General features: G+C 37.0%; 11 protein-coding genes. 2 read left to right on the top strand and 9 right to left on the bottom strand.

Annotation, left to right across the window (positions count from 1 at the left end; genetic code table 11):
• Window positions 1–181 precede the first annotated feature (181 nt).
• The 6 genes from HYG88_RS00145 to gloB all read right to left on the bottom strand — a co-directional run bounded on the left by HYG88_RS00145 (window position 182) and on the right by gloB (window position 7,734).
• Window positions 182–3,058: an EAL domain-containing protein gene (locus HYG88_RS00145; protein WP_005161079.1), complete on the bottom strand. Its 2,877-nt coding sequence runs from the start codon at window positions 3,056–3,058 to the stop codon at window positions 182–184.
• A gap of 116 nt (window positions 3,059–3,174) precedes the next feature.
• Entirely contained in the window at window positions 3,175–3,897 is a 723-nt protein-coding gene (locus HYG88_RS00140; RefSeq protein WP_005161077.1) for a 16S rRNA (uracil(1498)-N(3))-methyltransferase, read from the bottom strand.
• A 21-nt stretch (window positions 3,898–3,918) separates the two neighbouring features.
• A complete protein-coding gene (metF, locus tag HYG88_RS00135; protein WP_005161073.1) occupies window positions 3,919–4,755 on the bottom strand; it encodes a methylenetetrahydrofolate reductase [NAD(P)H] in 837 nt (278 codons plus the stop codon).
• A 74-nt stretch (window positions 4,756–4,829) separates the two neighbouring features.
• Window positions 4,830–6,212, bottom strand: coding sequence for an adenosylhomocysteinase (ahcY, locus tag HYG88_RS00130; protein WP_005161071.1), 1,383 nt, complete (start codon window positions 6,210–6,212; stop codon window positions 4,830–4,832).
• Window positions 6,213–6,509: 297 nt separating this feature from the next.
• Window positions 6,510–6,716 (bottom strand): hypothetical protein, encoded by a 207-nt coding sequence (locus HYG88_RS00125; protein WP_004661287.1) that lies wholly within the window; start codon window positions 6,714–6,716, stop codon window positions 6,510–6,512.
• Window positions 6,717–7,002: 286 nt separating this feature from the next.
• Entirely contained in the window at window positions 7,003–7,734 is a 732-nt protein-coding gene (gene gloB / locus HYG88_RS00120; protein ID WP_005161069.1) for a hydroxyacylglutathione hydrolase, read from the bottom strand.
• Between the two features lie 371 nt (window positions 7,735–8,105).
• On the opposite strand from gloB, the gene HYG88_RS00115 reads away from it, so the two are divergent.
• Entirely contained in the window at window positions 8,106–9,092 is a 987-nt protein-coding gene (locus tag HYG88_RS00115) for a hypothetical protein (protein WP_005161068.1), read from the top strand.
• Window positions 9,086–9,952, top strand: coding sequence for a hypothetical protein (locus tag HYG88_RS00110; RefSeq protein WP_005161065.1), 867 nt, complete (start codon window positions 9,086–9,088; stop codon window positions 9,950–9,952). The genes HYG88_RS00115 and HYG88_RS00110 overlap by 7 nt, the downstream gene beginning before the upstream one ends.
• Before the next feature lie 54 nt (window positions 9,953–10,006).
• On the opposite strand, the gene HYG88_RS00105 is transcribed toward HYG88_RS00110, so the two are convergent.
• The 3 genes from HYG88_RS00105 to HYG88_RS00095 form a co-directional block, all read right to left on the bottom strand.
• Entirely contained in the window at window positions 10,007–10,702 is a 696-nt protein-coding gene (locus tag HYG88_RS00105; protein ID WP_004661291.1) for a methionine ABC transporter permease, read from the bottom strand.
• Window positions 10,699–11,724: a methionine ABC transporter ATP-binding protein gene (locus HYG88_RS00100; protein WP_005161062.1), complete on the bottom strand. Its 1,026-nt coding sequence runs from the start codon at window positions 11,722–11,724 to the stop codon at window positions 10,699–10,701. The genes HYG88_RS00105 and HYG88_RS00100 overlap by 4 nt, the downstream gene beginning before the upstream one ends.
• 69 nt (window positions 11,725–11,793) lie before the next feature.
• Window positions 11,794–12,666, bottom strand: coding sequence for a MetQ/NlpA family ABC transporter substrate-binding protein (locus HYG88_RS00095; RefSeq protein ID WP_005161058.1), 873 nt, complete (start codon window positions 12,664–12,666; stop codon window positions 11,794–11,796).
• Between the last annotated feature and the right edge of the window lie 443 nt (window positions 12,667–13,109).

The following is a 13,109-nucleotide window of genomic DNA, read 5'->3' as shown; positions in this document are numbered from 1 at the left end:
ATTGTTCCGATAATAATCAGGCATATACATGGCTGATGATTATATTAAGATAAGTGCACAAGAATATAGCACTAGTTCATGTTTTCGCCCAGTCAAAAAAGCTTATTTTCACTGAACGTATAGGCTTATTGACAATTTATATTGGGTGTAAATTAAACTGCCAAAAGCTCAAAATATGGTTTTAACTGGAATATCTTGCAATTGCTAGACGCATATGTTGCTGTAAGTATTCAGTTGCATGTACGGCAGTTAAGGGTTTGGCAAATAAGTAACCCTGTAATATGTCACAGTTTTGTCGTTTCAAATATTCACATTGCTGTTCTGTTTCAACGCCTTCAGCGACAACTTTTAAGCCAATTGTTTTACCCATGGCAATCATAGCATTAACAATCGCATCTTGTTTTGCATTACCAATTTTCGAGATAAATGCACGATCAATCTTTAAAATATCAATTGGATATTCAGTTAAATAAGCCAGAGAAGAATAGCCTGTGCCAAAGTCATCCAGTGCAATTGAAATATTACGTTCTTTCAATGCACACAAAATTGTTTTAACACTTTCAGTATTTTCTAAAAATGCTGACTCGGTAATTTCTAACTCTAAATTTTCACCTGTAATAGAGTATTCATCGAGTACAGCATCAATATCATGCAATAACTGACCACGCAAAATTTGTTGAGCAACAATGTTTACAGCAATGTGGATGTTCGTAAAACCTAGTTTTTGCCATTCTTGTAACTGTTTCGCTGCCTCATACAAGACAAATCGTCCAATATCAGAAATTAGACTGGTACTTTCTGCTAAAGGAATGAAAATATCGGGCATGATTAAACCTTTCGTTGGATGTTTCCAACGAATGAGTGCTTCAAATCCATTAATTTGACAATTCTGAGCAGTGATCTTTGGCTGATAATATACAACGAGTTCATTGTTTTGAATCGCCTTTCTCAAGTCAAGCTCTAAATCAGTATGATTAACAACGAAGTTAGTTCGCTCACTAGAATAATAGCGGATTGTATTTCCACCTAAGCGTTTGGCTTCTGTTAAGGCTTGCTCTGCATGGGTATTTAAGTTGTCAACTTGACGACCGTGTTCAGGGTAAATCGCAACTCCAATCGAAATACTGACCACATACTCTTGATTAGCGATATAAAAGGGTTTGCTAAAGGCTTCAACAATATTACTGCATAACTGATGAATTGGCGGATGTAACGGTGACATTTCATAAATGATTACAAAATCGTCTGCACTTAAATGTGAGACTAAAAGTGCATCAATATTACTGATACGCAAACGTTGTGCAACTTGCTTCAAAAGCTCATTACCCGCTTGATTGCTGAGTAATTCATTCAAGGCACGGAAACGGTCAATATTGATTCGGATAACTGCTAAATTCTGTATCGAAGCCTCATTAACCAAATATTGATGCAGTTGCTGGTGATAATAGAAGCGATTAGGTAGATCGGTCAGGGTATCATAATTGGTTAAATATGATAAACGTTGCTCTTGATGTTTACGCTCAGTTTGGTCAGAGACAATCCCGATATAATTAATCACACGATCTGATTCATCTTTTACAGCGTTCATATGGATCCAAAGGAAACATGATTTTTCAGAAAGATAAGTTTCCTGAAACTCACCTTCGTACTCATGTTCTTCGTGCAAAGTAGCAAGGATAGAAAGATGAAAATTATGATGATGCTGTTTATTTTGTTTAGTAATCTCAAAAAGTTGTTTTCCTAATATGAACTGTTTATCTAAACCCGTTAATTGTTCATATTTAGGATTAACTTCAAGATAGTGGAAGCTATCATCCAGAACAAAGATACCTTCTGAAGCCTGTTCGAATACACTCGCTGCTAATTTTAGCCGTTCTTGGTCTTTCTTTTCTTGGTTAATATCACGATGAATACCGACCATGCGTAGAGGGGTCTCATCTTTAGGATTTCTTAACATGACTTGGCCAACATCATGAATCCAAACCCATTCACCACTCGGTCGTTTAATGCGGAAAGTTTCTTCGTAACGTTTAGTTTGGCCACATAGATGTTTATAAAGTGTATTTTTAACACGTTCAAGATCATCAGGATGTACAATTTTATGCAGCAACGAATAGTGATTCTCAGAATCACGCGTAACTTCTTTACGATGAGAATTGGTAATCCCAACAGTGTTATTTTCTAAATTCCATTCCCAAGGTCGAATACCCGCAGTTTCATGTGCAAAAGCCAAATTTTGACGATGTTCCTGTAAACTATTATTTATTTCTGTTAAATCAAAAGTACGCTCGCGAACTTTTTGTTCTAATAAATGATTGTTAAATTGTAATTGAGCTTCAATATCTTTCGATTTATTCACTTCACGTTGTAATTGTTGGCAAAGTTCTTCGGTCCATTGATTGTGTTGTTCCGCCACATCAATCAGTTGCTTGTTTTTATCCAGAACCTGAGACAGGCGCTGGTGAATATTAAAGGTGGCCTGAGCACAAAGCAGGGTGGCAAAAAAGGACAGGTAATAGGCAATATAAAATAGGGTATGTTCCTGATCTCTATTTATAATTTGGGAAATCACCAGAGGGCTGATGCTTGGAATGAAGAACAGGAAGAAGTAACGGATATGCTGGGTTAAAAAAGTCAGCGCAATAATATGTGAAGAGGTGAGCAGCAAGGCGGTCAGGATCAGGATATGTGAGGCTGAAAGATTCGGGACATCCCTGATCAATAGGTAATTGATCACAATGGTGCTGATTCCCAGCAACAAACCCGTGAAAAAACAAATGGCCTGAAAGGTAATATTGGTTTTTCCAGCAAAGCGACTTGATGAATAATATCTTAATGAAAAGTGACAAACTGCGTAAAAAATGAGTAATAGTGTAAGAGTAAGGGTCATCCATGTGGTAAAGACATTCGCACTAAAGGAATAGAAAGAAGCAAATAACAGATAATCCAGAAGCGCAATCAAAAATACACTTAAAACGAATAGGCGTACGTGGTTAGGATAGTTGATCTGATCCGTATAAATAAACTGCGGAATTTTTTTTTCATGAACCCCGAGCATACAAAGAATAGTCCTTTTCATTATTTATCTATGCGTACAATCATTATTTTTTTGTAAGCACGATATAGTTTTATTTTAAATTACCCTTAAACCAGATCGAAAGCAATGCAAATACTTTATTTGGTTGAAAAGTGATAATTTAAAATTGATAAAGCTACAACTGGAGCGGTTTCAGTCCTTAAAACACGATCTCCAATACACCAGCTTTGAAAATGATTTTGGTTAGCAGCATCAATTTCTGCTTCACTTAAACCGCCTTCTGGACCAATCAATAGGGCTAAATCAGGCTGGCTATTTAGTACTACGTTTTCTTGGTCTTTGTTTGGCGCTAACACAAAACGTGATTGTGGTAGCTGTTCCGATTTTACCCAATCGGTTAAACTTATTGGTGCTAGAACATTTGGAACTTTGTTCATTCCACATTGTTCACACGCAGCAATCGCAATTGACTGCCAATGATCTAATTTCTTTTGATCACGTTCATATCTTAACCGCATTTCGCAACGTTCACTAGTCAATAATTGAATAGTTGTGACACCAAGTTCAGTGGCTTTTTGAATCGCATAATCCATACGATCGCCTTTGCTCATGACTTGGCCTAAAATTACTTTAGCAGGCGCTGTTCGATCTATAGGGTTGAATTGATCAATAGAAACAAAAGCATTTTTCTTATTAATTTCAGTAAGTGTTACGATATATTCACCACCTTTTCCATTGAAAAAGATGGCTTGATCTAGCTCTTTTGCACGAAGCACCCGTACCCAGTGATGAAATACCGATTCTGTTAATTCAATCGAATTGCCAGTATTTAATTCTGTTTCGATATAAAAACGATTCATGCTGGGTAAGGCTCGTACAAATTAGTTTAAACCAAGATCAACAACGAGTTGTCGAGTTGGCTCTGTTTGGTTCATTGAATAAAAATGGAGTGTTGGCGCACCACCAGCGATCAAACGTTCGCAAAGTTTAACAATCACTTCATGGCCGAAGGCTTTAATACTTTCGCTATCATCACCATAAGCAGCAAGTTGTTTGCGAATCCAACGCGGAATTTCTGCACCAGTTCCATCCGCAAAGCGAATCAAATTACTTGCATTGGTAATTGGCATGATGCCAGGCGCAACGGGAATATCCACACCAGCTTTAGCAATACGTTCGATGAAATAGAAATAAGCATCTGGATTGAAGAAAAATTGGGTAATACCTGCATTCGCGCCTGCATTCACTTTTTCAACAAAACGTTGAATGTCACCATCAAAGCTATCAGCTTGCGGATGCATTTCAGGGTACGCAGCAACTTCAATATGGAAATGATCACCTGAATGTTCACGGATAAAGCGAACAAGATCTTGAGCATAAGGTAATTCGCCAAGACCAACTTGACCTGAAGGTAAATCACCACGCAATGCTACGATGCGGTCAATCCCTTGTGATTTATATAAATCTAAGAGCTCAGCAATACGAGCTTTATCATCGCCAATACAAGAAAGGTGAGGGGCGACGGGCGTACCTTTGCCATTAAAATCATTAATGGCTGCTAAAGTGCGTTCACGAGTAGAACCACCAGCACCATAAGTAATGGAGAAAAACTCTGGGTTTAATCGCTGTAATTCTTGGTGAACGATACGTAGCTTTTCAGCGCCAGCATCAGTTTTTGGCGGGAAAAATTCAAAAGAAATAGGAACACGTTTCGTCATTTCAAATCCTTTTTTAATCGCTTAGACATTATTTTAGAAAAAAGAGCAGTCCGTAAACGTCTGCCCTGATTTTCTTAGTATTTATAAGCGTCAGATTTGAATGGACCTTCCACAGGAACGCCGAGGTAATCTGCTTGTACTTGAGTCAATTGGGTGAGTACACCACCAAAGCCAAGCACCATTGCAGCAGCAACCTCTTCATCTAATTTCTTAGGAATCAGTTCTACACGGATTTTCGCAGCTTTTTGATCTTCAGGAAGATCGGCAAATTTCTCAGCGAACAAGTGCATTTGACCTAACACTTGGTTAGCAAAAGAACCATCCATAATACGTGATGGGTGACCTGTTGCATTCCCAAGATTCACTAAACGCCCTTCAGAAAGAAGGATTAAGTAATCATTTTCATTTTCTGAACGATACACTTGGTGAACTTGAGGCTTAACTTCAACCCACTTGTAACCACGTAAATATGCAGTGTCGATCTCTGTATCAAAGTGACCGATGTTACACACTACAGCACCTGCTTTTAATGTATCAAGCATTGCAGCGTCACAAACGTGGTAGTTACCTGTTGTCGTTACGATAAGGTCAGTGTTTTGAAGAAGGTCAAGGTTGATGTCTTCTTTCTTGCCTGTTTGAACACCATTTTTGTATGGAGATACAACTTCGTAACCGTCCATACATGCTTGCATTGCACAGATTGGGTCAATTTCAGTAACACGTACAATCATACCTTCTTGACGAAGTGATTGTGCAGAACCTTTACCTACGTCACCGTAACCGATTACAAGTGCACGACGACCAGATAACAACATATCTGTACCACGTTTGATCGCATCATTTAGAGAATGGCGGCAACCATATTTGTTGTCGTTTTTAGATTTCGTTACGGAATCATTTACGTTGATTGCAGGAACTTTTAACGTACCATCACGTAACATTTCATACAGACGTTGAACACCTGTTGTTGTTTCTTCTGTTACACCGTGGATTTTTGCAATCACTTCAGGGTATTTTTCGTGAACAAGTAGCGTTAAATCACCACCATCATCAAGAATCATGTTGGCATCCCAAGGTGTGCCATTTACATTGATTTGTTGTTCAAGACACCACATGTATTCTTCTTCAGTTTCGCCTTTCCAAGCAAACACAGGAATACCCGCAGCAGCGATAGCAGCAGCAGCGTGATCTTGAGTAGAGAAGATATTGCATGATGTCCAACGAACTTCAGCGCCAAGTTCTACGAGTGTTTCGATTAAAACTGCAGTTTGGATTGTCATATGAATACAACCCAAAATTTTTGCGCCAGCAAGTGGTTTAGTTGCTGAATAACGCTTACGTAAACCAATCAAAGCTGGCATTTCTGCTTCAGCAAGTTTGATTTCTTTACGGCCGTAGTCAGCAAGAGAAATATCAGCGACTTTATAATCTGTAAATGAAGCAGTAACCGCGTTCATCAGGATCTCCTAGAAAAATAGTATGGATCATTCTGTTCGCGGATGCCGTTGTTGGTTAGCACGAGCGTCTAACCGATCGTCGAGCCTGGCAAATTGATTTTTAGTGCTAATCAATCGTCGCAGCATCCCTCGACTGGGCATTATAATACTTGGAAATGACTTTAGTTCCAATGTTATTTTGTTTGAGATGATTATAAAATGAAGAATTAGATTGGGATAAGTGATTAAATTTTTTGAATGAACGAACAAGGATTCCAAATCCCTTTGAAATCCTTATGTATGCACAAAAGAATCGCATTAAGCTTTTAAATGATCTTCAAATTCTTCGCCAAGCTGCATGGCTAAGGCATTTCCAGATAAGTCACACGTGACCAAACCGTATTCTTTTTTAAAACTAAAGGTAAAACCTTTATTGTCGGCTAAACTTTTTACTGAATATCCTAATTTTTCTAACCAAATACGAAAAGCCAATAAATTTTTTGCTTTCACAACTCTGTTTTTCATTCCAGAACTCCTTTTAACCTGTATTTATTAATAAGGGTGACCTAAAAATTTTTAAAGGGGGATTGCATATATTTATTTTTCTTCATGTAACCAATGTAAAATTAGATTGATTGAAACTGAAATTAAACTTAAATTTTATCTGATAAAATTATTTAAATAATTGATTTAATTTACTTGTATTGTTTTTTCTCGGATTGGGTTTTGATCCAAAATAAATGTAAAAAATCATTTCACTTTCTACTTTTTAAAAACTAAAGTTTAGCCTTTAAAAAGTAGAACTTTAAAATTAGAACTGATCTTTAAGCGCTCTGATCCTTGCGAAATCTTCGACACTTTCTGTGCGCAAGAACGGATTTGTTTCAAGCTCTAATTTAATTGTACTTGGCAGAGTAATTTGTTCAGCATCTCTCAATGCTTTGACTTCCTTTATGCGTTCTTGTAATGCAACATTCTGAGGTTCAATTGTTAATGCAAACTCTGCATTTGCAAGCGTATATTCATGTGTACAATAAACTTTGGTTTGTATTGGCAACGCAGCTAAGCGATTTAATGAGTGGTACATTTGTTCAGCAGAACCCTCAAATAGGCGCCCACAGCCCATTGCAAATAATGTGTCACCACAGAAAAGCGTGTCTATTTCTTCAATAAAATAAACAATATGACCTAGTGTATGCCCTGGTGTTGCAATAATTTCAACTTTTAAATCATTAAAGTGAAAATGGTCATTATGTTGCAGTGGATTGGATATAAACGAAATTTTACTGAGTTCATCGCGTGGACCGAAAACGGGTGAATTTTGCTCAGCCAATAGGCTTTGTACACCATCAGTATGATCTCGATGCCAATGTGTTAACCAGATTTGTTTCAACTCAAGTTGATGTTGTTCGCAAAAATCGGTAACAAGTGCTGCTTCTGTAGGGTCAACTGCTACGACTTCTTGCGTACGAGTATCTTCTAATAACCAAATATAGTTTTTTAAGGCATTTTTTACGTCAATTGCATGAATTTTATAATGCATGGCCGAATCCTAAATCTCTGATTTATGTGGTTATTGATGAATAGAGTATTTGAATAATCAAATCACAGTTAGTTTAAGTGTAAATGTATAAGAGTGCAAAAGATTACCTAAGAATTCATACAGAATGCTGACTTTTTAGGGCATATTATGACAGCTTCAATCATCAGGTATTTTTCAGGTTGACAAGTTATACTTTTTCTATAAATATTATAAAAATTTTGATAAATTAATGGTTTATATTCATCTTTAGTGGTGTGAAAATACTTAATTAAAGCTAACATAGTTTAAAAATTAGATTTAACAATATTTAACGAAGTAACACATTTAAAGATGAAATGAAAAATAAATCATAAGAATACAGTGAGAGTATTATGACTGATTTGGTAGATCATGAAATTGTTGTTATCTTCAAAAAATATTTATATCCTTTGTCTTCCAAACTTACAGAAATGTTGAATGAGCATTTTAGTCATCAAACAGAACGTCGCGGTTGTGGTTATACTCAAGCCACTCGTGTGATTGCTGAATTTGTTTCACAGCCACGTGATATGTTGGGATTCCAAGATTTTCGTATTTTTGAAGACTACGAGGTTAAAGGTTTGAAAAACATTTTAAATCAAAGTTCTTCATATGGTTTAGTGTTGGAAACTTGGCGTAATTTGGATATTAATATTGATGTGCAACAATATTTAGAACGTTCTAATTCACAAGATACATTTACTCAGAATTTGCAACAAGAAGTTGATTTTCAAGCGAAGCTTAGAAAAATCCATCAATATGCAGAGCTTGAAGAAAGCATTTTAATTTGCCAATTACTTGCAGATATTATTCTTCCACAAACAATTGATCAAATTGAAATGATTGAGTGTCATTCTCTAGAGGAAAAGCCGAAGGTTGGCTCATGTCCGATGGCAGAAAAATTTTTCTTGCGAATTGCACATCATTGTTTATTGCGACAAGGTGAAATTAATATTTTTGTGGATGATAAAGGTTTACCCATCATGATGGAGAAACTGAATATGGGGGATAATCACTCTTGTATCAGTCTCGTGCCATTGATGATGAATGGGGTGCGCTTACCAGCAGGAAGTCTTTTCTCTGCAAGTTATGAAATCGATGAGCTGGAAAAGAAGCCTAATAAACAATATAAAGGATATGTGATTCCAATTGCTCAAATGAATGGTTTTTGGTTTTTACGATTAACGACACTGGTTGTTTCGCCAAAAAACCGTGCGCGTGCGTTTGGGTATCATTTTAAACAACAGGTTGATAATGGATTATTTAGACCTGATACCACGGAACTAAGTCAACTGATTGAGATTGCAAAAGATCAAATTTATGTAGGGCATCCATGCTAAAAGCTTGTTACTCACCACGCTATTTTGCAAGAACACATACCAACAGTATGGAAAAACTGACAGCCGTCGCTGATGTGCTGCGAACTCATCAAATGGTTGATTTAATTGATCCAGGTTTAATTGATACTGAGATATTAAAAAAACTACATAACCCAGAATATGTGGAAGCCTTTTTATCGGGAGAATCTGCATTTGCAACCATACAGGGCTTTAAACCGTGGAATGAGCAATTAAGGGACGCAATCCTATCAGTACAGGCAGGGCAGTTGCTTGGCGCTGATATTGCCTTTAAAGAGGGGATTGCGGCCAATATCGCACAGGGTTTTCATCATGCCAGTTATGAGTCTGGTGCTGCATATTGTACCTTTAATGGTTTGGCTCTGGTTGCTAAACAAAATCCTGAAAAACGTATCTTTGTGCTGGACTGTGATCAGCATGGCGGAGATGGAACGGCAATATTTACCAATAGACTCACCAATCTGGTCAATTTCGGAATTTTTGGGATTCGTTTTGGTTGCAAGGCAGGGGAGCGTAGCCTGACTCGCTATATTCATCCCAAGCAGGGCAACTTTGATTTATATCGGGAAGCGATTTTTGAAGCGTTTCAATATGCCTCACATTGGGAAGCAGATCTAATCATCTATCAAGCTGGTATGGACTGCCACCAACTAGATAAATATGGCTCAAAATGGTTTACCACTGAGCTGTTATATGAGCGAGATCGCTTAGTTTTTGAAATGGCAAAAAAAATGAAAATTCCATTACTGTTTGTATTGGCAGGCGGCTATCAGGCACTTGATGATTTAGTGCCTTTACATGTTAATACATTCAAAGCTGCAAATGAAATTTACTTTCCTTAAAATAGAAAGGTACAAAAAAAGCCCTCAAAATGAGAGCTTTGTCTGTTGCTGTGATTAGCGTAATTTTGCTAACCAATCACCAAATGATTGAACCAGTTGAACTAAAATTAGCAGTACAATCACGGTTAAAATAACAACACTGGTATCAAAACGTTGATAACCATAGGAAATAGCTAAATCACCGATACCTCCTGCACCAACTGCGCCAGCCATTGCAGTTGCACCAATTAAGGAAATCGTCCCTGTGGTCAGGTTCAAAATTAATGAGCTACGTGCTTCGGGGATAATAAATTTAAAAATGATCTGCCAAGGTGAGGCACCCATAGCTTGAGCTGATTCAATAATACCCTCATTCACTTCAAGTAATGAAGTTTCAATCAATCGCCCTAAATACGGACCTACATAAATGGTGAGGGGAACAATCGCAGCCCAAGTACCAATCGAAGTTCCAACTAATAATTTAGTTAATGGAATAACTGCAATAAGTAAGATGATAAATGGTAAAGAACGTAGTGCATTTACAATTGGGTTGAGAAAATAATAGATCGCTCGGTTTTGTAAGATACCACCTGTGCGAGTGACAACTAAAGTTACACCTTGAATCAATCCCCAAATACAACCAAAAAGCAATGAGAAAAAAACCATTTGAAAGGTTTCTTGTAATGCCGTGACGAATTGATCAATTGAAAGGGAACTGTGCCAAAACGGCGCGGAAGCTTCAGTAAGCCATTGTACGATTAAATCTCTCATTGGCTTACTCCTGATTGTTCAACTTTCACGCCTTGTTGCTCAAGAAACTTAATAGCGTCTTGAATAGTCGCTGAATCACCCAAAAGTTGAATAAACATCTGTCCAATCACAGTGCCATTGATTTCAGTCATGTTGGCAAAAAGAATATTTAGGCTCAAATCAAATTGCTTAATCACAGCTTGAATGACGGTTTCTTGAGCAGATGTCCCCAAGAATTGCAGACTATAAATACTATTGTGATGCTTATGTTCAAGGTTATTGAGGATATTAATTGGTAACTGTTGTTGCAAAACTGTTTGAATGAAGGTCTTTGTAGTCGAATGCTGGGGTTGACTAAAAATATTGAGGGTGGGGCCTGTTTCAATCACATGACCTGCTTCCATGACTGCAACATAGTCACAGACTGACTCAATTACATCCATTTCATGGGTGACCATCACAATGGTAATCTTTTGTTCTTTATTAATCTTTTTTAATAGCGCTAAAACGGATTGTGTGGTCTGAGGGTCAAGTGCAGAGGTTGCTTCATCACACAGTAAAATTTTGGGATGGTTTGCAAGCGCGCGGGCGATACCTACACGTTGTTTTTGTCCTCCTGAAAGTTCATCAGGATAGGCATCTTTCTTGTGCTTGAGATCGATGAAATCTAATAGTTCTGCTAGGCGCTTTTCACGATCAGCTTTGTTATGCCCCAATAATTTGAGTGGCATTTCAATATTTTCAGATACTGTTTTAGTTTGCAGTAAATTGAAATGTTGAAAGATCATGCCGATATTTGCACGTTCTTGACGAAGCGTACGCGCATCCATTGCAGTAAAGTCTTTCTGATTGATAATTACCTGTCCCTGCGTTGGGCGTTCAAGCAAATTAATCAAACGAATCAACGTACTTTTACCTGCACCACTATAACCAATAATGCCGAAGATGCTGCCTTCTGGGATCTCTAAATTAATTTGATCCAGTGCGTTGATCGTTTGACCTTTCAATTGATAGTGTTTCGAAATGTTTTTAAATTGGATCATGTTCGTCAGTACTAAGCAAAAAAGAAAAAACAGGCAAATATCTTTGCCTGTTTCATTGAAAATATTATATTACGATTTTGCTTCAGTGAGATAGCTTGTCGGTTTGTTTACATCAACTTTTGTACCTGCAAAATGTTCTTGCACATATTTTTTCACAGCTTCTGTATGATAAAGCGCACCAACTTTTTGTAGTACTGCATCATCTTTACGAGATTCGGCAGTTGCTAAAACATTGACATTTAATTTAGTACTTTGATCAATTGGTTCGTAATAGATAGCATCTTTAAGAACGTTCAAACCACCTTCTAAAGCCAAGGTGTTACCTAATAAAATCGCATCAACTTCGTCTTTTACACGTACAGCTGTCGCCATTTGAATTGGCTTGATTACGATTTTTTTACTATTTTCGATAATGTCAGCAGGCGTGCCTTTCACAGGATCGAAATCAGCTTTTAATTTGATTAAACCTGCGCTTTGTAAAAGTAACAATGCACGTGATTCATTTGCGCCGTCATTTGGGATTGCAATGGTTGCGCCTTGAGCAAATTCTTCAACTTTTTTGACTTTGCTTGAGTAAATACCCATCGGCTCTAAATAAGTCGTTGAAACAGGTGCAATCTTATCTTTATTTGCCGCATTAAAAGCAACAAGGTAAGCGTAAGATTGGAAGGCATTAATATCAACTTCTTTATTAGCAACAGCTGTATTCATTGCAACATAGTCAGTAAAGTTTTTGACTTCAAGTTTAATACCTGCCGCTTTAGTTTCAGGCAATGTCGCAATATAACGCCAAATATCAGCATCTGAGCCTGTTGATGCAATTACAACGGTTTGTAATCCACCCGATTCATTTTTTTGTTCTGCTTTGGTGTCAGGTTGTTTACTGCACGCTGCAAGTAATAACACAGACACACTTAAAAAAAGACTAATAAGCTTTTTCATGTGTAAATCCTAATCGGAATAATGCTTAGTAAATAATCCGCTAATGCATTACTTAAGAGCTATAGGGTTCTTGTTACAAAGAGGTGAGTCGGTTCAAAATTTAATGCTATGAACAGGCGACTGATCGAATCATTTGCAACAACAGAAAATTAAGAACATTGATCTTAAGAATTTGACTTAAGCATACTGGTTCAATAATTGTCATATCAAATCGAGATTAGCTGATACTTTTCGAGTTAAATTTCATATTCTTATTCATATATAAAAGAATATGTATAAAACCAAAAGCACTCGTCGAAAATTTTAGCAATCATAACAATAATTTGGGTTCTGTTATAGTGTTCTATTTTGTACTTGTGGGTATAAATATATGATTATTAGAAAAATAGTTTAATTTTGGTAAAAGTAAATAAATGATACTTTTGTAGTTTTTTCTGATGATG

Origin of the sequence: Acinetobacter sp. SwsAc4 (assembly GCF_013391535.1) — a bacterium.
Lineage (GTDB): Bacteria > Pseudomonadota > Gammaproteobacteria > Pseudomonadales > Moraxellaceae > Acinetobacter.
The sequence above is the reverse complement of the archived record's forward strand: the minus strand, read 5'-3'. Positions and strand labels throughout refer to the sequence as shown.